Origin of the sequence: Demequina sp., assembly GCF_016278775.1 — a bacterium.
In the GTDB taxonomy this organism is placed as follows: Bacteria; Actinomycetota; Actinomycetes; order Actinomycetales; family Demequinaceae; genus Demequina.
In genome coordinates this window covers 99,771-120,957 of record NZ_JADQBF010000004.1, presented here as the reverse complement: position 1 = coordinate 120,957, position 21,187 = coordinate 99,771, and the positions used below count along the sequence as shown (strand labels likewise).

At 67.5% G+C, this 21,187-nt stretch carries 20 protein-coding genes; 11 read left to right on the top strand and 9 right to left on the bottom strand.

Features of this window, described 5'->3' with window-relative positions; translation table 11 throughout:
* Positions 1 to 12: 12 nt before the first annotated feature.
* Positions 13 to 837, bottom strand: coding sequence for an RDD family protein (locus QZZ33_RS00845; RefSeq protein WP_291377575.1), 825 nt, complete (start codon positions 835 to 837; stop codon positions 13 to 15).
* 29 nt (positions 838 to 866) lie between these two features.
* Between QZZ33_RS00845 and QZZ33_RS00840 the strand changes: the two genes are divergently transcribed.
* Complete coding sequence (locus QZZ33_RS00840; protein ID WP_291377574.1) at positions 867 to 1,862, top strand: stage II sporulation protein M; 996 nt, start codon at positions 867 to 869, stop codon at positions 1,860 to 1,862.
* Between the two features lie 71 nt (positions 1,863 to 1,933).
* On the opposite strand, the gene QZZ33_RS00835 is transcribed toward QZZ33_RS00840, so the two are convergent.
* Genes QZZ33_RS00835 through QZZ33_RS00815 form a run of 5 tightly spaced genes read right to left on the bottom strand, consistent with a single transcriptional unit; the run spans position 1,934 to position 7,254 of the window.
* Positions 1,934 to 3,226 (bottom strand): DUF58 domain-containing protein, encoded by a 1,293-nt coding sequence (locus tag QZZ33_RS00835; protein ID WP_291377573.1) that lies wholly within the window; start codon positions 3,224 to 3,226, stop codon positions 1,934 to 1,936.
* The gene (locus tag QZZ33_RS00830) at positions 3,227 to 4,390 is read right to left on the bottom strand and encodes a MoxR family ATPase (protein ID WP_291377572.1); all 1,164 of its coding nucleotides are present in this window, start codon (positions 4,388 to 4,390) and stop codon (positions 3,227 to 3,229) included.
* Positions 4,387 to 5,616: a DUF4350 domain-containing protein gene (locus tag QZZ33_RS00825; protein ID WP_291377571.1), complete on the bottom strand. Its 1,230-nt coding sequence runs from the start codon at positions 5,614 to 5,616 to the stop codon at positions 4,387 to 4,389. Before QZZ33_RS00825 ends, QZZ33_RS00830 begins: the two co-directional genes overlap by 4 nt.
* Positions 5,613 to 6,251 (bottom strand): DUF4129 domain-containing protein, encoded by a 639-nt coding sequence (locus tag QZZ33_RS00820; RefSeq protein WP_291377570.1) that lies wholly within the window; start codon positions 6,249 to 6,251, stop codon positions 5,613 to 5,615. The genes QZZ33_RS00825 and QZZ33_RS00820 overlap by 4 nt, the downstream gene beginning before the upstream one ends.
* A gap of 7 nt (positions 6,252 to 6,258) precedes the next feature.
* Entirely contained in the window at positions 6,259 to 7,254 is a 996-nt protein-coding gene (locus QZZ33_RS00815; RefSeq protein WP_291377569.1) for a hypothetical protein, read from the bottom strand.
* 278 nt (positions 7,255 to 7,532) lie between these two features.
* Between QZZ33_RS00815 and mtrA the strand changes: the two genes are divergently transcribed.
* The 7 genes from mtrA (at position 7,533) to secA (ending at position 17,090) form a co-directional block, all read left to right on the top strand.
* On the top strand, positions 7,533 to 8,216 hold the full coding sequence (gene mtrA / locus QZZ33_RS00810) for an MtrAB system response regulator MtrA (protein WP_291377568.1): 684 nt from the start codon (positions 7,533 to 7,535) through the stop codon (positions 8,214 to 8,216).
* The gene (mtrB, locus tag QZZ33_RS00805; RefSeq protein WP_291377567.1) at positions 8,213 to 9,835 is read left to right on the top strand and encodes an MtrAB system histidine kinase MtrB; all 1,623 of its coding nucleotides are present in this window, start codon (positions 8,213 to 8,215) and stop codon (positions 9,833 to 9,835) included. The genes mtrA and mtrB overlap by 4 nt, the downstream gene beginning before the upstream one ends.
* Entirely contained in the window at positions 9,832 to 11,541 is a 1,710-nt protein-coding gene (locus QZZ33_RS00800; RefSeq protein WP_291377566.1) for an LpqB family beta-propeller domain-containing protein, read from the top strand. Before mtrB ends, QZZ33_RS00800 begins: the two co-directional genes overlap by 4 nt.
* Before the next feature lie 359 nt (positions 11,542 to 11,900).
* A complete protein-coding gene (locus tag QZZ33_RS00795) occupies positions 11,901 to 12,428 on the top strand; it encodes a hypothetical protein (protein ID WP_291377565.1) in 528 nt (175 codons plus the stop codon).
* Positions 12,429 to 12,557: 129 nt separating this feature from the next.
* Positions 12,558 to 13,202, top strand: a complete 645-nt coding sequence (gene raiA / locus QZZ33_RS00790; RefSeq protein WP_291377564.1) for a ribosome-associated translation inhibitor RaiA — start codon at positions 12,558 to 12,560, stop codon at positions 13,200 to 13,202.
* A gap of 104 nt (positions 13,203 to 13,306) precedes the next feature.
* Entirely contained in the window at positions 13,307 to 14,200 is an 894-nt protein-coding gene (locus tag QZZ33_RS00785; RefSeq protein WP_291377563.1) for a DMT family transporter, read from the top strand.
* A 1-nt stretch (position 14,201) separates the two neighbouring features.
* Positions 14,202 to 17,090, top strand: a complete 2,889-nt coding sequence (secA, locus tag QZZ33_RS00780) for a preprotein translocase subunit SecA (protein ID WP_291377562.1) — start codon at positions 14,202 to 14,204, stop codon at positions 17,088 to 17,090.
* 6 nt (positions 17,091 to 17,096) lie between these two features.
* Here the strand turns inward: secA and QZZ33_RS00775 are convergent, their stop codons facing one another.
* Both QZZ33_RS00775 and QZZ33_RS00770 read right to left on the bottom strand, forming a co-directional pair.
* Positions 17,097 to 17,534 (bottom strand): Rv3235 family protein, encoded by a 438-nt coding sequence (locus QZZ33_RS00775; RefSeq protein WP_291377561.1) that lies wholly within the window; start codon positions 17,532 to 17,534, stop codon positions 17,097 to 17,099.
* The gene (locus QZZ33_RS00770) at positions 17,531 to 18,343 is read right to left on the bottom strand and encodes a LysM domain-containing protein (RefSeq protein ID WP_291377560.1); all 813 of its coding nucleotides are present in this window, start codon (positions 18,341 to 18,343) and stop codon (positions 17,531 to 17,533) included. The genes QZZ33_RS00775 and QZZ33_RS00770 overlap by 4 nt, the downstream gene beginning before the upstream one ends.
* Positions 18,344 to 18,461: 118 nt before the next feature.
* Here QZZ33_RS00770 and QZZ33_RS00765 point away from each other — a divergent pair, with 118 nt between their 5' ends.
* Positions 18,462 to 18,974: a hypothetical protein gene (locus QZZ33_RS00765; protein WP_291377559.1), complete on the top strand. Its 513-nt coding sequence runs from the start codon at positions 18,462 to 18,464 to the stop codon at positions 18,972 to 18,974.
* Between the two features lie 8 nt (positions 18,975 to 18,982).
* On the opposite strand, the gene QZZ33_RS00760 is transcribed toward QZZ33_RS00765, so the two are convergent.
* Positions 18,983 to 19,198, bottom strand: coding sequence for a helix-turn-helix domain-containing protein (locus QZZ33_RS00760; RefSeq protein ID WP_291377558.1), 216 nt, complete (start codon positions 19,196 to 19,198; stop codon positions 18,983 to 18,985).
* A gap of 108 nt (positions 19,199 to 19,306) precedes the next feature.
* Here QZZ33_RS00760 and QZZ33_RS00755 point away from each other — a divergent pair, with 108 nt between their 5' ends.
* Both QZZ33_RS00755 and QZZ33_RS00750 read left to right on the top strand, forming a co-directional pair.
* Entirely contained in the window at positions 19,307 to 19,927 is a 621-nt protein-coding gene (locus QZZ33_RS00755) for an SAF domain-containing protein (protein WP_291377557.1), read from the top strand.
* Complete coding sequence (locus QZZ33_RS00750; RefSeq protein ID WP_291377556.1) at positions 19,924 to 21,141, top strand: hypothetical protein; 1,218 nt, start codon at positions 19,924 to 19,926, stop codon at positions 21,139 to 21,141. The genes QZZ33_RS00755 and QZZ33_RS00750 overlap by 4 nt, the downstream gene beginning before the upstream one ends.
* Positions 21,142 to 21,187 lie beyond the last annotated feature (46 nt).

Genomic DNA, 21,187 nt, shown 5'->3' with positions numbered 1-21,187 from the left:
CGCGGTCGGCGGCTAGTTGTCGCTGTCCTGAATCCCGTACGGCAGCACTGACAGCCGCTGAAACTCTTCGGCGTTGAGGCGTTGAGCCGAGATGCCGGACACGTACTCCCTGTCCCTGCGGGTGGCGAGCACGGCGGCGATGAAGGTCTCGGGGTGCGTTCCCTCTGGCGGGGGCGGTGCTACGTACGACGCCAGCTGTCCGGCGATCTCGGTGCCAAAGCGGTAACGAGCGTCGTGGGACATCTGGTGGGCGCGCCCCAGGAACAGCCGCGCCGTGAGCGCCAGACCGTCTGGGAGCCGCCGCACGTCAGCCTGTTGCGCCCACTCGGTCATGCCGAAGGGCATCACGACGGGGGGCATGGCCTTGCGCCCGCCCCTGGTCCGCATGGCATAGGTGCCGACGAGCATGTCGCCGATGCGCTTGCCGCGAGCCGACATGAACGACGCGATCACGGCGAACAAGCCGGCGCTGAGATAGACCTCGAACAGGCCGACCAGGGCACGGCCGAGCGCGTAGCGTGCTGAGACGGGGCCGCCATCATCGCGCACGATGCGCAGGCCAAGCGCGAGTCGTCCCACACTGAGGCCGCGCGTCAGGGTTTCGACGAGCGCGGGCACGCCAACGAACCACGCGACGAAGAGCACGATTGTCAGTGCCCTGACGATGGCGAAGTTGACCGAGGTCAGGAGTGGGCTAGCGACGTTGACCAACACCACGAAGCCGACGTACATGATGATCGCGTCGATCGCGCCAGATCCTGCGCGCATCACCACGGACGCGGCGCCCGAGTCGATCGCCACGCCCTCGCCAAGAACAATTTCCTCGTCGATACTCATCGCCCCTCCATATATGGCATGGTAGCGGCGTGGACATCGACGCCTTCTCCGCCTTGAGGGAAGCCCGCTGGAGCAGGCTCAAGCAATTGGCGCGCCAGCGTCGTCGTACCGGCGCCGATGCCGACGAAATGACGCGCCTGTATCGCGCCACCGCGTCGGACCTGTCGACGGTGCGTTCCGCCGCGCCCGAGCCTGCGCTGATCACCCGGCTGTCCATGTTGCTCGGCAGTTCCCGCGTGTGGCTCACGGGCTCTCACCAGGTGCGCACGGGCGACATTTGCAGGTATTTCACCACCTCGTTGCCTGCCGCGCTGTATCGCGTGCGGTGGTGGGGCGCCATCACCGCTCTCGTGGTGGTCGGTATGGGCGTGGTGGCTGGCTACTACACCCTGAACTCGCCAGCGGCGCTCGAGCTGGTCGGCCCGCCCGAGGTGCGCGCGCAGATCGCTAAAGAGGAGTTCGCGAGCTACTACGTCGAGTACGACTCGACGTCTTTCACGGCGCTCGTGTGGACCAACAATGCGTGGCTCGCGGCGCAGTGCATCGTGCTCGGCATTACGGGCGTCTTCCCGCTGATCCTGATGTACAACACCGTGATCCAGTTGGGAGTCGCAGGCGCCGTGATGGCCGAGCACGACATGCTGGACATCTTCTTCCAGCTCATCATTCCGCATGGGCTGCTGGAGTTGAGCGCGGTGTTCGTGGCCGCTGGGGCGGGCTTCAAGGTGTTCTGGACGCTCCTGGTGCCCGGCAGGCTCCCTCGAGGGATAGCGCTCGCTGAGATGTTCCGCACGCTGCTGTCCGTGGCTTTGGGTCTGACGATCGCGTTGTTCCTGTCGGGGCTCATCGAGGGCTACATCACGGGCTCGCACATGGCGTGGTGGCTCAAGATTGCCGTGGGTGCGTTGGCCTTCCTGGCGTTCTGGCTCTACATCTTCGGGGTGGGCAGGTGGGCGTCGCAGCGCGGAGCTTCTGGAGACGCCGAACAGGGCTTCCGCGTGGAGATGGCTCCCGTCGCGCACTAGGAGCCCTGCGGCTCGGTTTGTGACACTGCTAGCTCGATAGCGGGAGGCGACACGACGGTTGCGGGCGCGCGTTACAGCCTTCCCGACGACTTGAGCGCCAAGTAGGTGTCCGCCAGCCGCGGTGCGATGTCGTCTGGCAGTGCGCTCACCACGTCGGCGCCCGACTTGCGGATCCTTGCCACCACCATGTCCTGCTCGATGCGACCGCGGGCAGCGGCCGCCGCCGTGTATACCGACTCCACGTCGCCGCGTGCCTGGAGCATCGTGCCCTCGTCTGGATCGTCGACGGAGGCGATCACCACGTGGTGGTCTCGCTGGAGTGCCGCAATCGCCTGCAGGGCCCCCGAGTCCACGAGCGAGATATCCACGGTGGTGAGCAGCACCACGAGCGCACGCTGTGACAGGCGCTCGCCGATGAGCCGCACCAGGGCCGGCCAGTCCGTCTCGATGAGGTGGGGTTCCACAGGAGCCAACGCCGACGCCAGCACTGGCATGAGCGCCGACCCGGAAGCGCCCTGAGCCCGCGCCCGCTCCACGCGGTCGAACGCGGTGACCTGGACGCGGTCGCCAGCTCGCGAGGCGAGAGCACTGAGCAGCAACGCGGCTTCGATCGAGGCCTCGAGGCGGGGCGCGTCACCCACGCGTGCGGCGGATAGGCGAGCCGTGTCGACCACGATGAAGACGCGCCGGTCGCGTTCGGGGCGGTAGGTGCGCACCACCACGTCTGCGCGCCTTCCAGTGGCGCGCCAGTCGATGGTGCGCACGTCGTCGCCGATGACGTACTCGCGCAAGGAGTCGAACTCGCTACCGGCCCCGCGCATCAGAATCGGGCTGAGTCCGTCGAGCTCACGTAGCCGCGCCAGCCGGGCTGGCAGGTGCTTGCGCGATGCGAACTCGGGAAGGACCCTGAGCGACGTGTCGACAGGGAGCGCTCGCTGTCGGCCCGCAAGGCGCAGTGGGCCCTCCATCCGCAGGGTCACGTGGGCTGCCTTGCGGTCCCCTCTCCGCGTTGGCATGAGCGGCGTGGTGAAGACCTGAGTGCGCCCCCTCGCAAGCGAGTAGCGGTGGCGGTTCTTCCCTGCTCCCGCCGACGGCGGCCAGGCATCGCGCACGGAGCCGTGCACGCGGCGAGAGGACGTGTTGGCAAGCGTCAGCGTCGACTGCGTCGCCTCCGTGAGGCGCACCGAGTGAGGCACAGTGCGACGTACGGAGATGGAGCGGGTGGACGGCGCCGCGATGGCATCGATGGCGGCGAGCGCGAGCACGCCGAACATCCACAGCCACGCGATGTCTTGACTCCTGGTGATCGTCGCGGGAATCGCGCCGAGCACTGCGAGGAGTGCCGTCCAGCCGGTGATGTACATCTAGCGAGGCACCGGCACCGACGCGAGTACAGACGTGAGCACTGACTCGCGTGTGACGCCTTCAAGCTCGGCCTCCGGCCGCAGCTGCATGCGGTGGGCGAGGGTCCAGGCGGCAAGCGCCTTGACGTCGTCAGGGGACACGAAGGTGCGGCCGCGCATCCAGGCCCACGCTCGCGCCGCCGCGATGAGTGCGGTGGCTCCACGAGGTGAGACGCCGAGCGACACGGAGGGCATCTCGCGGGTGGCGCGAGCGATGTCCACCACGTAATTGATGATGTCGTCAGACACATCGACGGTGGCCATCTCCCGGCGTCCCGCCTCGATGTCTGCTGCGGACGCGACCCTGCCGACACCCGCGGCGGCGAGGTCGCGGGGATTGAAGCCGTCGGCGTGGCGGCGCAGCACGGAGGCTTCGTCAGCGCGCTCAGGCAGCCCAATCGGTAGCTTCAGCATGAAGCGGTCGAGCTGGGCCTCTGGCAACGGGTAGGTGCCCTCGTACTCGATGGGGTTCTGGGTCGCGATCACGAGGAACGGGTCTGGCAGCGGCAACGAGTCGCCGTCCACCGTCACCTGGCGCTCCTCCATCGACTCCAAGAGCGACGACTGCGTCTTGGGAGGAGTGCGGTTGATCTCGTCGGCCAACAGCAGGTTGGTGAACACTGGCCCCTGGCGGAAGGAGAACGCTGCGGTGCGCGCGTCGTACACGAGCGAACCGGTGACGTCTCCAGGCATGAGGTCTGGCGTGAACTGCACACGCGAGAACTCGAGCCCGAGGGTTTGAGCCATGGTGCGCACCAAGAGCGTCTTGGCGACGCCTGGCACGCCCTCCAGCAGCACGTGGCCCTTGCACAGCAACGCGATCACCAGGCCAGTGACGGCGCGGTCCTGGCCCACCACCGCCTTGCCGATCTCGATGCGGATGCGTCCGAGCGCATCACGGGCGGGGGAGGTGACGGTGTCGCTCGGTCCGGTGAAGGGTTGCGACGCCGACGCCGGGGCAGCTTCCGACGCAGGTTCCGACGCGGGGGCATCGGCTGCGGCGGAGGCATAGCTGGCCCCGGGGTCAGCGGAGAAGCGAGGGGTTGGCGGTGTGGGTGGAGCATCCGACGGCGCCAGCGGGGGCGCGGACTGGGGCTCTTCCGGTCGTGGTGCGGTGTCGCTCACGTTCGGTGTACCTCTCTTTCGAGTGTGTCGATCTGCTCTATCAGACTCATCATGGCGGACTCGTTGCCTGGCGGTGGGCCGTACAGGATTGCCTCAACCTCGGCCACTGGTCGCCCGGCGGCCCTCGCGGTGGCGGCCAGCAGGACGGCCTTGCCGGATGACCGCGGCACGCCGATGCGGGCGCCGATGCGGGTGGCGGCCGAGGCGCGCAGCGATGCCGCGGCACGGCCGGAGGCTCCCGCGCTCCGGTACAGCCGGGCCCGCCCGCGCGTCGCTTCTGAGGATCGAATCACCACCGGCAGCGGCTCGTGAACCAGGGGGCCGAACCTCCTGGCCCTCCACAGCGCCACGAAGAACATCGCCAATACCAGGGCGAACACCGCGTTGCCCGTCCCCGGAGGGAGAAAGTCAGTCGAGGCTGGCACGTCATCCCGCTGGGCGGGGCCGTGGGGGTTGTCTGGCGACGTCCAGGTGAGAATCGTGGTGTCGAAGAGTGATCCGACGTACCACACGGCGTTGTCGTGCTTGCCGATGAGCCGCAAGGCGAGCGCCGCGTTGCCCTCGTTGTCGATCGTGTCGTTCACGACGATCGCGGGATCGGCTACCGCCGTCACACGCCCGCCTGCAGTGCCGTGCGTGAACACCACGGTGGAGCCCCCGTTGTCGGAGGCGGTGAAGCAGTAGCGGGCCGTGGCATCCGTGGTGCCCGCGATCACCGCTCCAGACGTCGAGACGGTCCCTGCGGCTCGCGCGTCGACGTGACTGCAGCCCGCTTCGAGGGTGCGTTCCGTCGACTCGACCACCCAGAGGTACTCCCCGAGTTCCGTCAGGAGGGCATGGCTCTCGCCGATGATGACCACGTCGCCTGGGTAGTCCAGGATGGTGCGCGCCTGGAAAGCCTGCAGCGCCTCGCCGTTGGCTATCACCAACGTGGTCGACTCTGGGTCGGTGATGCGGGCGTCACTGAGAGATTCGATCTGGCGCATGTCGAGCCCTTGGTCGCCTGCTACCTCCGCGAGTGCTCGAGCGCCGCCGGGCTCATAGTTCTTGATGGACAGCGGCGTGTAGTCGTTGTCGGCGCGCTGCGCATAGGCGATGAACGCCAGGATGGTCACCAGCACCACCCCGCCAATGGCCCACTTGGCACCAACCACACGGCGCTTGACCCCTGGACCTTCGCTGCGGCGCACAAAGCCGTCGTCCGTGCGCTCGAGCGTCGCGGTCATGCCGTCGCTCCCACGACGCGGGCCGACGCGGTGGCGGAGTCGAGCGCGACCATGCGTTCGTAGTGGGCCCTGCTTCCCGCGTCGTGCCCGTACCTGATCCGATCGAACAGATCGCCAGCCCAGTCGAGCTCGCTCGTGAGCGCGGGCACCCGCTCCCCAGCCTGGGTGACGAACTCGTACGCGGTCATGCCGGGAAAGACGGCCACCCAACCGGCCTGCTCCACATCACGGACGATGCCGCGGAAGCGTTCGATGACGGCGAGTGTCCAGTCGCCACGGGCGGCGGCGCGCTCTGCCGCCGAACGCATCGCCTTCGAGTCGCGCACGTCGTCCTCGAAGACGGCGTGGGAGGCCTTGCGACGGCGCGAGGCGCGCATCGGCCCCCACACGATGAACACGATGAGTGCGACCAAGAGGACCGCCAGGAGGATCGCGACCACGGCGCCGGGCACTCCGGCGAAGCCCAAGTTGCCAGTGGCCTCGCCGACGCCATCGAACAGGCTCGCTACCCAGTCAAGGAATCGTTGAAGCCACGAACGGCCCGTCGCGTCGTAGGCGTCTTTGGCCAGTTCGTCGACCACCCATTGACGGGCGGTCTCTGCATCTGGCTCGATGGGGATGCTCCGTGGGGCCATGGCCATGTCACGCCATGGAGTTCTGAGCGGCGGCGTAGCGCGCCTCTGCGGCCTTGGCCAGGTCGAACGCGAGGCCCTCCTTGCGCATCCTCATGTCGAGGTAGATGAGCGCACTTGTTGACCCAAAGAACGAGTACTGCGTCACGCAGATGGCGATCAACTGGAAGATGTACCCCACGATGAACCCGATCGCGACCGCGGCGTCGGCGTTGCCGCTCGACGTGAGCCCCATCGGAATGATCGCGGCGAACTGGGTGACGAAGCCGAAAGCCTGTTGGACGGCGCCGACGATCAGCCCCACCACGAACATGATGAGCACCGACCACCAGAAACGCCCTGGCACGAGCTGGATGGCTCGCTTGATCGCCTGGATGGCGTTCGCGCGTTCCAAGACGATGGCTCCGCGGGCGACCACCGAGTACACGCTGATGGCGAAGGCGATGGGCACCATCACCAACAAGATCAGGGCCATGGTCCCCAGAAGCGCGGCGCCAAAAGCGGAGTCATCATTCGGATTCGTGGTGACCAGTCCCCAGAACGCGAGTCCCGCGACAATGAGCAGCGGTATGGCGGCGATCACCGACAACAGCAACAGGTGTCCGATGCGCGCCATGGTGGCCTTCATTGCGGCCGAGAACGTGATGCGCTCTCCCAGCATGGCTCGCGCCACGGCGGGGTAAACGATCGAGGATGCCAACACGTCCGAGACCACCCAGGAAAGCCCCGCGATCACCGCGGCAACGATCGTCGAGGTGGATATTCCCTTGAAGGAGTCGTAGTAGGAGAACAGGTTGAGCTCGCTGTCGTTGGCCGCGGCCCAGATCGCGAGGGCCGTGAGCATCGCACTGACGGTGAACAGCAACAGCGGTCCGCCCACCACCACCGCGCGGTTGAAGCGCATGGCCTTGAAGGGCACCGTGATGAAGTCGCCAAAGGGCAAGGGGCGCAACGCGACGATGCCCGGCTGCCACGAACGGTAGGTCAGTGCTGGCTGCTGTGGCACACCCGCACCTGGCGGTACAGGAGGAGGCGCGTAGTTGGGCGCCGGTGGCGGGGCGTAGCCGGGCGCTGGAGGTGGAGCGTAACCGGACCCTGGTGCGCCAGGGGGTGCCTGCCCAGGCGGCGGCACGTTCGTGCCCGGCATGGCCCAACCGTCGTTTCCCGACGAGCCGTTGTCCGTCACGTCCCCTCCTCGCGTGTGTGCCGCCCATCTTGCCACGCCTCGGGCCCACCCCCAAGGCGCGCGCCCCGTCAAGTGGTGGGCCGTGGCATCATGGCGACATGGTGGCAAAGATCCTGGTGGTCGACGACGACCCAGCAGTTGCGGAGATGACGGGCATTGTGTTGCGAGCCGACGGATTCCATCCGGTGTTCTGCGATCACGGGGATCGGGCGGTCGACATCTTCCGTGCCGAGCAACCAGACGTGATCCTGCTCGACCTGATGCTTCCTGGAAAGTCGGGAATCGACATCTGTCGGGAGATCCGCGCCGAGTCTGGCGTGCCGATCATCATGCTGACGGCCAAGTCGGACACCGTCGACGTGGTGCTCGGCTTGGAGTCGGGGGCGGACGACTACATCCCCAAGCCGTTCAAGCCACGCGAACTCATCGCGCGTGTGCGCGCCAGGCTGCGCCGCAATGACAACATCTCGCCTGGCGTCGTGCGCATCGGCGACCTTGAGATCGACGTCACCGGCCACCGGGTGACCCGCGGCGGAGAGGTGGTGCAGCTCACGCCTCTCGAGTTCGACGTGCTGGTGACGCTCGCGCGCGCTCCGGGTCAGGTGTTTACCCGCGAGGTGCTGCTCGAGGACGTGTGGGGCTACCGCCACGCGGCCGATACCCGGTTGGTCAACGTCCACATTCAACGGCTGCGCGCCAAGATCGAACACGATCCCGAGAATCCCGAGATTGTGCTCACCGTGCGCGGAGTGGGGTACAAGGCTGGCGGCCACACGTCGTGAGATTCAGCGCGCGCGCGGTGGGCATGATGCTGCTCGCGCCAGTCCAGAAACTGTGGCGCCGCTGGACCAGGTCCATGCTGCTGAGGGTCATCACCTCGACGCTCGTGGTGGGTCTGGCGGCCGTGGCGGTGCTGGGCGCGTATGTGACGACCGAGATTCGCGACGGACTAGTGGACAAGCGCGTGGAGCGCATCCTTGTGGAGTCTGCCCGAGACATCGAGAGCACCCAACAGGTGTTCGAGGCATCCACGGCGGAGACGCCCGGCGAACTTCAGCAACTGGTGATCGACCAGCTGCAGGCGCTCAACAAGCTGGGGGGCGCGTCGCGCAGCTTGGTGCTGTTGCGCTCGCCCAACAACGACTCGGATGTGTTCCTTACTCTGTTCGGCCAACAGGAACTGATACCCCTCATCACGCCAGACCTCCGTGCCTCCGTGGTGAACGAGTCGAACCAGTTCTGGCAGCCTGCCGAGTTGCCTTCCGGCGCGCCGGCCGTGGTGGTTGGCGCCCCTCTCGACTTGAAGTCCGCCGAAGAGTATGAGTTGTATTTCGTGTACTCGCTCGCCGATGAGGAGGACACCCTCGCCCTCATCCAGCGTGTCCTCGCGCTCGGCGCCTCCGCCCTCGTGTTGCTCGTGGTCTTCATGACCTGGACGGTAACCCTGCAGGCCGTGCGCCCTGTGCGCGCCGCCGCGAGAGTGGCCGCGCGGCTGGCCGACGGCCACCTGTCGGAACGGATGAGAGTGAAGGGCAACGACGAGATGGCCACCCTCGCCACCACCTTCAACGACATGGCTGCGTCCCTTCAACGCCAGATCACCCGGATGGAGGACCTGTCCCGCCTCCAGCGCCGCTTCGTGTCAGACGTGTCGCATGAGTTGCGCACGCCGTTGACCACGGTCCGCATGGCGTCGGACGTTCTGCACGACGCGCGGGCCGACTTCTCGCCTTCCGTCGCACGCTCCGCCGAACTGCTGGCGACGCAGCTCGACCGGTTCGAAGCGCTCCTCGCGGATCTGCTCGAGATTTCCCGCATCGACGCTGGTGCCGCGCAGTTGGACTTCGAGGCGCACGACGTGGCGGAGGTGGTGAGGGACCAGGTCGAGACGCTGGCTCCCGCCGCCGCTGATCAAGGGGTGCCGCTGCGGCTGTGGGTGCAAGAGGGCCAGCACATGGCGTCTATGGACGCGCCGCGCGTGGGCCGCATCGTGCGCAATCTGTTGTCCAATGCAATCGAACACGCCCAAGACGGCCCGGTCGACATCGGCGTCGCGTCGACCGCGCGCACGATCGCCGTCGTGGTGCGTGACTACGGCGTCGGCCTGTCCCCCTCCCAGGCGCAGCGCGTCTTTGACCGCTTCTGGCGGGGAGACCCAGCGCGCGCTCGCACGATGGGTGGCACCGGTCTTGGCCTGTCGATCGCCAGGGAGGACGCCTTGCTTCACGATGGCGTGCTCGAGGCGGCGGGGCGGCCGGGAGAAGGAGCCTCATTCCGGCTCATGTTGCCGTGTGGCTCACGGGGGCTCGGTCTTCGCGACCCGTTGCCGCTTGAGATGGGCGAGCAGGACTTCCCCGACGTAGGACCGCGGGTGTCGTTGTCGACGGAGGTGGAACTGTGAGGCGAGCCCTCGTGATCTTGGCAACGTGCCTCGCGCTCGCGGCGTGCACGTCGATCCCCACGAGCGGGGATGTCAGGCCAGGGGACACCGATGTGGTCCAGCCTGGGGCAATCCCGCCCATCCTGACGGGCCCTGGGCCCAACGCGACGCCACGCTCCATCGTGCAAGGGTTCCTCACCGCCGCCGCGGGAGGTTCGGTCAGCGGCTTCGACGTGGCGCGCGAGTTTCTCACGGGGCCGGCCGCCCTCGAGTGGGACCCGCTCGCGCAGGTCACGGTCTTCGACTCTCGGCAGGTGGTTCCGTCGTACAACGAGGACAACGGCACCTTCACGTACTCCGTTCCGGTGGCCGCGGAAGTCGATGCTTCCGGAGTGATGGTGACCGCCTCCGCCGACGTCCGCAAGGACCTCGAGTTCAAGGTGGGGATTGACGAGTTCGGCAGATACCGCATCACGGCACTCGACGACGGCATGGTGATGTCGGCAGCCAATTTTGAGCGGTTCTTTCGGCCGGTGAGCCTGTACTTCGCGGCCGCCAACGGCGCCACCCAGGTGCCAGAAGTGCGGTGGTTCGCCGACAACGACCAGATTGCGACCGCCGCCGCGCGCGAACTCGTCGAGGGGCCGTCGGCATGGTTGGCTGGCGGCGTTCAGACGGGGTTCCCCCCTGGGTCAGCCCTGGGCGTCGACTCGGTGGTGGTGACCGACGGCGTCGCAAACGTCGCGCTCGCGCTCGGGTCCGCTGGCGACCCCGCGCAGCGTTCGCTCGCCCAACAGCAGATGCTGCAGACGCTCACTCAGCTGCCCTTGGTTCAGGACGTGGTGACGACGGTGGGAGCTGTTGCCCTTGGTGGTGACGCCTCCGTGGTGCTCGAGCCCGCCGCACTGCCGGGGGAACAGGCACTCGTCGTGGTCGACGGGCGGCTCGCGCTGTGGGACGGTGAGGCGACGTCGGTGACGCCGTCAGCCGCCGGTGTTGTCCCCGAGACTGCGGACGGCTTCGCGCTGGGTTTCGATGGAACCACGGTCGCGTTCCAGTGGGGCGGATCGGTGCACGTGAGCACCGCGCTCGCGGCCGAAGGTGGCCTGGTGGCGGCGGACGACGCGGAGCCGCCAGTGGAGGGTGCCATCATCCCCTCCACCGAGGTGATCCCGGGCACCGGCATGGTAGCCCCGTCCTTTGATGTCTACGGATGGATGTGGAGCACTGAGGCCGTGTCTGAAGGTGTCCTTGCGGTGGCGGCCCCTGAGCAAGACACGATAGAAATCGCTGCCCCGTGGCTCGCCGGGTCTTCCGTCCAGTCGGTGGCGGTGTCCCGCGACGGCGCCAGGTTGGCGATCCTCAGCCGGTCAGGGGTGGAACAGGTCCTCGAGGTGGTCTCGATCGCCAGGCACGAAGACGGGCGCCCGCTCGCGGTGGGCGAACCGTTGGCGTTTGGGTCAACGGTCAGGCCGTCGATCGACCTCGAATGGGTCGATGGCACCTCGGTCGTCGCGCTTGGCGAAGAATCTGGGGAAATGGCGCTCGTGGGTATCGGTGGGTGGACCACCGACTTCACGACATATGCGGGCGCCGTCTCCGTGACGGCGCGCAACGGAGTGCGCACACTCAAGGCCGTGTCAGCGGACGGAGAGTTGGTGGCGAGGTCCGGCAACGGCTGGGCACCCAAGTTGTCAGGGGTGAGGGACGTCGCCTACGCGGGCTAGCCGTGTCGTGCCGAGGTCCGTGCCGCGGCGCTGATCCCCAACCCGGGCGATGCGGTGCGCCGCGCACGCCGTGCCGGGGCCACGATGACGCGGTGGTCACGTCTCGCAGCAGCACGGCACAAGCCGCAGCATTGAGTGAGTGGCGCTCCCGCTGGCCCGCCTGGCATCGCCGCCCGCCCGCGTGGTGTGCCCAGGCCGCGCGCGACGTCGCGCGAGCGGTGGTGCCCGTGCAGTGCCCAGGCTGCGGTCTACGTGACGTGCGTTGGTGCGACGAGTGCGAGGCACCTTGGTGGGAGCCGCCGCTGCGATCGGAGTCGGCCGCTCCTCGGCTCGACGTGCCAGGTCAACCGCCACTTCCCATGTGGGCCATTGCCAGCCTCGCTGGCACGAACCACGCCATGGTGTCGGCCTGGAAGGATGCTGGCAGGCGCGACCTCGATGCCTTCTTTGCTGGGGTAGTGCGCCGTGGTGCCCGTGACATTGCCGACGCCGTGGGCTCCCCGATTTCGGTGGTGCCGGTGCCTGCCCGCAGACGCAGCACCCGCCGCCGAGGCATCGACCTGCCGCTGCTGTTGGCCCACTCAACAGCGACGGGCCTGCGCGACGCTGGTGTGGATGCGCGGGTGGTGAAAGCCCTCGCCATCGGCGCAGGGGAACAGCGCGGGTCGAGCGCCCGGGAACGGTGGCGACAAGCGTCAAGCGTGCGCGCCGTGGGCCGCGGCCGGGCTCAAGGGCGGGCACTTTTAGTGGACGACGTCATCACCACAGGAGCGACCATTGCGGCCGCTACCAGCGCACTCCAGGTGACATTCCTCACGGTCGCCGCGGGGTTCTGCCTGGCCGCTGCTCCGGCGTATGGCGCGCGTGCCGCCGGGCAAGTATCGTGACGACTACGACGACCAACTGGTCGCACCTTCTGAGTCGAAGGGGGTGATGCGAAAGGCGCGAAGCGGCGCCCCCCATCACGTCCCGTCCCGCCGCGCCAGAGCGCGGCATCACTCGAAGGAGCAGTTGCCATGGACATTGCCATTGTGGGTCGCCACACCAAAGTCAACGACGACATGCGTGAGCGCATCACGTCCAAGATGGAGAAGATCGCGGCATTGGCTCCGAAGGCAACGCGGGTCGAGGTTCATGTGGTCCATGAACGAAACCCCCGATTGGCGGCCGATGCGGAAAGGGTCGAGATCACGCTTCACGATCGCGGAGTGATCCGTGTCGAAGCGTCGGCAGACGACCGCGTCGTAGCCCTTGAACTCGCGGCAGCCCGTATCGGTGATCGCTTGCGCAAGCTGCACGAACGGCGCGCCAACCGTCACAACGGAGCGCCGTCGCTGCGCGAGGTGGTGGAGGCGGACGCTGCCGCGGCTACCCCGCCCGTGGGGAACGTGGAGTCCTGGGAAGGCGCACCAGGAGACTCGGTGCGCGAGATCCCACTCGACGGCACCCCGATCGTGATCCGCTCCAAGACCCACTCTGCGGAGCCCATGACCGTCTCAGAGGCGATTGACCAGATGGAGCTGGTGGGACACGACTTCTACCTGTTCCTCGACTCAGAGACTCAACTGCCCAGCGCGGTCTATCGGCGTCGCGGATGGACGTACGGCGTCATCCACATCGACCCAGAGTCCCGCGACGCTGCGGAGCGCAAGAGCGCCTAGCGACTTCTCCGCACCAGGGCACCGCGCCCGGCGAACTCGGCCCCCCCGAGGCGAGCGCCGGGCGCCGGTGCCTGTGAGGAGCGTGCGCCGGATACCCTTCGCAGGTGCGCACTCGTGACTTCTTGGCGGTGACTCTTGCTGCCGTGCTGTGGGGTTCGGGAGGGGTCGTCGGCGCGCTCATCACCCGCGACGAGGGTGTTGGCCCGCTCTCCGTTGCCATGTGGCGGATGCTCGTGGGCGGGCTGGCGTTGCTCGTGGTGGTCATCGTGGTGCCCCGCCTGCGACCGCGGTCTCTGAGTGCCCAGGCGTGGCGTCGCATCGCGGCAACCGGCGCACTGACGGCGCTGTTCGAGGCGCTGTACTTCTCCGCCATCAGCCTGTCGTCCGTCGGCCTCGCCACCCTCATCGGGATCGGCTCGTCCCCGTTCTTCGCCGCCGTCTTCGACTGGGCCTTTCACCGGGTTCGCCCCACGCGGCGCACCGTCTTCGCGTTGGTTCTGGCGCTCGTCGGCCTCGGGTTGCTGCTGTCGGGGTCCCTGCAACTGGGTGCCAACGGCTTGCTCGGCGGGTTGCTCGCCGTGGCGAACGGCGCGACGTTCGCTGGCATCGCGGTACTCAACCGCAAGCCCGTCGAGGGACTCCACCCCATCCCCCTCACCGCCATCGGCTTCACGTTTGGCGGTGTGCTGCTGATCCCTGTGGCCGCCTTGTCTGGTATCGGCGCGGCAAGTGGCCTGAGCGGATGGGCCCTCATCCTGGTCCTGGGTGTTGCCATGACCGCCGTGGCGTACGCGGCCTTTCTTACTGGGCTCGCAACGGTGCCGCCATTCGTTGCCACGATTGTGGCGCTCTTGGAACCCCTCGTGGCGACAGTGCTGGGCGTGATCGTGTTGGCGGAACGGCTCGGGCCAAGCGGTATGGTCGGAGCGGCAGCGCTGGGCGCGGCTGTCACGCTATTGCGCCCACGCAGACAAGAACCTCAGTTGGCAACCACCTAGGATGGACGGTGGCCCACGCAGGAAGGCGGGACATAGCACCGTGGCAGTTATTGATCGAATCATCCGCATGGGTGAGGGGCGCCAGTTGCGCCGCCTCGAGAGGACAGTCACCCTCACGAATGCGCTAGAAGACGCTTACCTCGACCTGACGGACGAGGAGTTGCGCGGACTCACCGCCGACTTCAGGAACCGTTTCGCCGACGGCGAAAGCCTGGACTCGCTGATGCCGGAGGCCTTCGCCGCTGTGCGGGAGGCTTCCAAGCGCACGCTCGGGCTTCGGCACTTCGACGTCCAGATCATGGGCGGCGCCGCACTGCACGCTGGCAACATCGCCGAGATGAAGACCGGCGAAGGCAAGACTCTGGTGGCCACCTTGCCCGCGTACCTCAATGCACTTACTGGCAACGGTGTGCACGTGGTGACGGTGAACGACTACCTGGCCAGCTATCAGTCAGAGTTGATGGGACGCGTGTTCCGCTTCTTGGGCTTGGAGACCGGCTGCATCATCTCCGGTCAGGAACCTGCCGAGCGCAAGCGTCAATACCAGGCGGACATCACGTACGGCACCAACAACGAGTTCGGCTTTGACCACTTGCGCGACAACATGGCGATGGATCCGTCGCAACTGGTGCACAGGGGATACCACTACGCGATCATCGATGAGGTCGACTCGATCCTCATCGACGAGGCCCGCACCCCGCTCATCATCTCCGGCCCCGCGGCAGGCGACAACCTGCAGTGGTACGTGCAGTTTGCGCGACTGGTGCGCGACCTGAAGGCCGAGGAGGACTATGAGGTCGAGGAGAACAAGCGCGCCGTCGGAATCCTCGAGCCTGGCATCGACAAGATCGAACAGGCGCTGTCGATCGACAACCTCTACGACCCAGCCAACACGCCGCTGATCGGATTCCTCAACAACGCCATCCGTGCCAAAGAACTGTTCCGCCGCGACCGCGAGTATGTGGTGCAGAACGGCGAGGTGCACATTGTCGACGAGCACACCGGACGTTTGCTGGCCGGGCGACGCTACTCGGAGGGCCTCCACCAGGCCATTGAGGCCAAGGAAGGCGTGCAGATCAAGGCGGAGAACCAGACGTACGCCTCGATCACGTTGCAGAACTACTTCCGGCAGTACGACAAGCTCGCCGGCATGACGGGCACAGCGCAGACGGAGGCTTCGGAACTCAACGCGACGTACGGCATGAACGTCATCTCCATCCCGACGCACATGCCGATGATCCGTATCGATCAGTCGGACCTGCTGTTCAAGTCCGAGCAGGCGAAGTACAACGCGATCCTCGAAGACGTGCTGGAGCGCCACAAGAATGGCCAGCCGATGCTCATCGGTACCGTCTCCGTGGAGAAGTCCGAGAGCCTCAGCAAGGAGTTGCGCAAGAACGGCATCAAGCACAAGGTGCTCAATGCTAAGCAGCACGACGCCGAGGCCGCTGTCGTGGCCGAGGCTGGCCGCAAGGGCGCCGTGACGGTAGCCACCAACATGGCTGGCCGCGGTACCGACATCATGCTGGGCGGCAACCCTGAGTTCCGTGCGGTCCAAGAGATGCACCGACGCGGCATCGACCCGCACGATCAGCCGGACGAGTACGAGCGCGTGTGGGATGACGTGTTCGCGCAGGCCACCGCAGACGTGGCGGCGGAGCACGAAGAGGTCTTGGCCGCTGGTGGACTGTACGTGCTGGGCACCGAGCGCCACGAGTCGCGCCGCATCGACAACCAGCTGCGTGGGCGTTCCGGTCGCCAAGGCGACCCTGGTGAGTCCCGCTTCTACTTGTCGCTTGAGGACGACCTCATGCGCATGTTCCAGTCGGGACTCGCGGCCACCATGATGAACTCTGGGGCGCTTCCTGACGATCTGCCGATCGAGTCGAAGATGCTCACCCGCGGCGTGCGCAGCGCCCAGGCCCAGATCGAGGGTCGCAACGCAGAGATCCGCAAGAACATCCTCAAGTACGACGATGTCGCGTCGTCGCAGCGCACCATCATCTACGGCGAGCGCCGCCGCATTCTGAACGGCGAGAACCTTCGTGACGAGGTGCGTGGCTTTGTGGACGACGTCTCCGGCTCGGCCGTGCGCGCGGCCACGATGGCCGGTGCGCCAGACGATTGGGACCTGGACGCATTGTGGACCGAGTTGCGCACCATCTACCCCGTGTCCCTCACGATTGACGAGGTCGTGGAAGAGGCGGGCGGCATGCGCTACCTCACGCAGAACTTCCTTGAGCGCGAGATCACGGCCGATGCCCGCGTGGCGTACGACGCCGTCGAGGAGCGCATCGGCCCCGACATCATGCGCCAGGTGGAACGCCAGGTGTTGCTGCAGGTCATCGACCTCAAGTGGCGCGAGCACCTCTATGAGATGGATTACCTCAAGGAGGGCATCGGGCTGCGGGCGATGGGTCAACGCGACCCCTTGATCGAGTACCAGCGTGAGGCTCATCAGATGTTCAGTGCCATGTCCGATGCGGTCAAGGAGCAGTCGCTGCAAGTGTTGTATCGCGTGGAGAAGCGCGAGCAGACTCCGCAGCCGACGGCGTCTGTCGATGCGACGAGCGCCGCCGCCACGGCATCCAAGTCGAAGCCTGCAGGCGATGCGCCTGCCGCCACTGGGTCCAAGGCTGGCGGAACGCAGCAGCGGCGGCAGGCCTCTGGCGGCACTACCACCGGAGGCGGTCCGGTGACGTCTTCGATGGGGGCTCTCACCTATTCGGGGCCGTCGAACGACGGTACCGGCAAGGCGACGTCGTCGAAGCCCAAGGCCGCCACCAAGACAGAGGCGGATGGCGGAACGTTCCCAGGAACCGCAAAGAACGCGCAGTGCCCCTGTGGCTCAGGCAAGAAGTACAAGATGTGCCACGGGAAGAACGAGTAGCCGGGACTAGCCCAAATCCAGGACGGTGATGAGCCAGCGCCCGGCGCACGCCTCCAAGCGCATCGCGACGGGGTGGGCGATCTTGCCCTCCATGAGGACGAGACCTGCCTCCGCCGCAGTGGCGCTCACGCGGCACACGCGAATGCGTGCCACCGCGATGTCTCCTCTGGCCACATAGGCCGCACGCCGCGCGAGCGAGCGTTGTTTGAGCAGAGATGTTCGCAGGGTGGGGGTGATCCACCGCGTGAGGGTGTGGATTCCTTCCGCCCCGAGTGCGACCTCCATGGCGGTGCGAGCCACCGTGCATGCCAAGGGGGTGGGGTCGCCGAGTGCGCGCCGTTTGCGGTACGCGGAGGGAACGACCGACGGTGGCGCCGGAGTTGGCCGTGGTTGCGGTGCCGGGGTGAAGCCGGGCTGCGGAACCGCGTAGGCGACGGCGGTCATGAGCCGAGCCCGGCTGGCACGGTGAGCACGAGGCCGGGGTGGATGAGAGCGGGGTCGGGGCCCACGGCGTCGGCGTTGGCGGCGTAGAGCTCTGGCCAGGCCCTGTTGATGGCGGCGTCGCTCGCCTCTGGGCCCAGGATCTTGGCCGAGATGCGCCACAGCGAGTCGCCGTGGACCACCGTGTACGTCTGGGCAGCATCGGGGGACTCGCTGGTGGCGACCATACCCGCGGGAGTGACCTGCTCTGCCTGCTGCACTGCGGGAGCGTGTTGCGCGGTCGGAGCCGCCGCCGGTGCGGGAGTGAAACCGACGGTGACAGTGCCGCCGTCCGGCGAACCCGCGCTGGGCGTGGTGAAGGCTGGAGGCACAACCCACCCGGCAGGGCTGGCGAGGGTGGTGCTGGCGTGGGCCGGATGGGCCGGTTGACTCGTGGAGGGCTCGCTCCACCCCACTTGCGGCGCCTCTGACTGCGTAGCGAGCGCTGGCGCACCCAATCCGGCGCTCATGGTCACGCCCAGAGCGGTCGCGGTGACGCGTTGCCACGACGCAGGGGCGAGGGTCGCAATGGAGCGGGGCACTGACCTGCCACCCCTGAGCAGCGCACCCAGCACCATCGCCCAGCCGGTCGCCGCGAGATACCCGGCCACGACTGCCCCAAAGCCCGCGGCGCCCATGGCCATGAGGTCGTCCACGTGCACGACTGCCTCGCGGCCGTCCCATAGTGCCCATGCGATCTGTGCCAGTACCCACGCCACTGCGGGCATTCCCACCACAGCCACCCACGCGGCCAACCTGCCGATGATCCGCATAGCCCCTCCTCAACGTCGTCTGACTGCATTTGATGAAGTTTGATGATGTTAGGTATACACGAATGCGTTTGGCGTGTCGACCGCGACTGTGGATAGCTGGCCTCGCTACCGTGTCTGCATGCGATGGGATGACCTCTTTGCGGACCTTGAGACACAGTTGAGCGCCGCTCAGGATGCGCAGTTCCAGGCAGACGTCTCCGACCTCACCCGTGCGGAGCGGGCGTCGATCGAGCTGGCTGAACGGCTGCTCACCGCCAAGGGCCAAACGGTGGCGTTGACGCTTCGCGACGGCGAGGCAGTGCACGGGGTGGTGGTCGACGCGGCCGTGCAGTGGCTGCTGTTGGGCGCGAGTGGGCCGCAGACCCTGGTGCCGATGCGGGCCGTGGCCTTGGTGTCCGGCTTGCCGCCGCGCACGTCCACCGTGAGTGAGGTGGAGCGCCGCTTGGGGATCGGGCACGCCTTGCGCGCGCTGGCTCGTGATCGCGCGCGCGTCATCATGGACTACGGCGCTGGAGAGGTGACGGGGCTCATCGCCGTGGTGGGCGCCGACTACGTGGAGGTGTCAACCTCGGTGGGCGCCATGTCGGCGGTGCCGATCGACGCGATCATGCGGGTGCGTTCGGCGGTGTAGCAGGGGGGCTAACCCTCAGCGCCGCTGGCCTCTACCTTGGCCCGCGTGGCCTGGTACTGGCGGGCAATGTAGTTCTCCAGTTCCACCGACTCGACGCGCCATTGGCCGCGCCCGCCCACCTGGATCGCGGGCAGTTCGCCTGACCTCACCAGGGAGTACGCCTGAGGCGAGGAGATGTTGAGCACCTCTTGAACGTCGGCGAGTGTCAGGAACCGGGAAGTCATGCCCCCATTGTGGCACCCGCGGAGCGCCCGCCCCGGTTTTCCACAGCGCGGTGGCGCGCGGCGCGCACGTCCGGCAAGATGAATCCCACCTTGAGAGGGGGGTCTCGCATGAGTGACACACCTGTAGCCGGTCGGCTGAGACGGCCTGGATGGCGCGATCCGCGCCTGCTGGTAGGACTGCTGTTGATCGCAATTTCCGTGACGGCGGTGACCGGCATCGTGCGATCGTCCGACACGACCATGCCCTACTACGCCGCCAAGAACGCGTTGACGCCGGGAACAGTGCTGGCAAGGGACGACGTGACGGTGGTCCAGGTGCGGATCCCCGACGGCACGTACGTGGAGCCTGGCGAGGAGCCGTGGGGCCAGGTCGTGACGCGGGTGGTGGGCGACGGCGAGCTGTTGCCGCGCGCGGCGCTTGCCGACCAGGGCGACTTCACCGGCAGGCCCATCGCGGTGCGCACCAGCCTGCCCCTTGCCGACGGTGTGGAGCGCGGTTCGCTCGTCGACGTCTACCTGACTCGGACCGATTCCGACGAGCCACAGACCACGCTGGTCGCGTCCGGCCTGGTAGTGGAGTCGGTTGACCATGAGTCCGGGTCGTTCTCTGCAGGGTCGGTCGAGACGGTGTACGTGGTGGTTCCACGGCGCGACATCGAGGAGTTCCTTGACGCTCTGGCGTCCCGCGGAGAGATCTCCGTGGTGGGCCTCGCGGGTGGTGCCGCGTGACGGTGGGGGTGCTGATCGCGGTCCGCGGCTCGCGCGAGAGCACCGTGGCGGCCGCGGTGGGAGCGGCCCCGGGCCTGACGGTGGCGCGTCGTTGCGCCGACCTCTCGGAGGCGCTGGCGGCGGCCCGCGCTGGCGTCGGCTCCGTGGTGTTGGTGTCGGAGCAGGCGCACCTGCACCGGGGAGTGGTGGCCGACTTCGCGGCGGCGGGCGTGGCCGTGGTGGGCGTGCCGTCGAGCCCTGATGGCGCGGATCACTTGCGCGGGCTCGGCATCGCTCACCTGCTCGCCGCAGACGACGATGCTGGCGCGTTGCTGACGTCGGTCGGCGCTGCGACGAACAAGCCCGCTGTTGCTGAGGCCCCTCCGGAGGCTCCCGACGTGGACGCGCTGGAACGGGGCATCATCATCGCAGTGTGGGGCCCCACAGGGGCGCCGGGCCGCACCACGCTCGCGGTGTCCATGGCCTACGACCTAGCGTTGGCGGAGCCGACTGTGCTGGTGGACGTGGACACGTACGGGGGCGCCGTGGCGCAGGCCTTGGGGCTGCTGGATGAGGCGCCAGGCATCGCCGCCCTCGCCCGTGCGTCGTTGCAGGGAACCCTTAGCGCAGACACCGTGCGTCGGCACGCGTTGCATGCCTCCCAGGGGCTGCGGGTCCTGTCAGGGGTGACGCGCGCGGAGAGGTGGACGGAACTCTCGACTGCCGCGCTCGAGCCCGTGTGGGAGTTGCTCCGCACGCAGGCCGCCGTCACCGTGGTGGACTGCGGCTTCTCCCTGGAGCGCGACGAGGAACTCCAATACGACACCCACGCTCCCCAACGCAACGGCGCGACACTGTCCGCGCTCGCGGCGGCCGACGTGGTGGTCGCCGTGGGCAGCGCGGAGCCGCTGGGCATTCAGAGACTTGTGCACTCGCTCGCTGAACTCGACGCGGTGGTGCCCGTCGAGACCACCCCGCGGCTCGTCGTGGTCAACCGGGTGCGCGCGGCGGTGGCCGGCCAGCGACCGCGCGAGGCCGTCGCCGACGCCTTGCGCCGGTACAGCGCCGTGGAGAACGTGTGGACCGTCGGGTGGGATCCGCGTGCGTGCGACGCCGCGACGTTGGCTGGCCAGGCGCTCGGGGAACGCGCGCCGCGATCCTCGGCCCGCAAGGGCATCCAGGCGGTCGCGTCGGCCGCTCGTCTGGCCACGGTGCCGGCGCCCAGCAGGGTGTGACGGGCGCGCCGCCAAGCAGTCTTGGTCGCGCAGGGTCACACTGGGA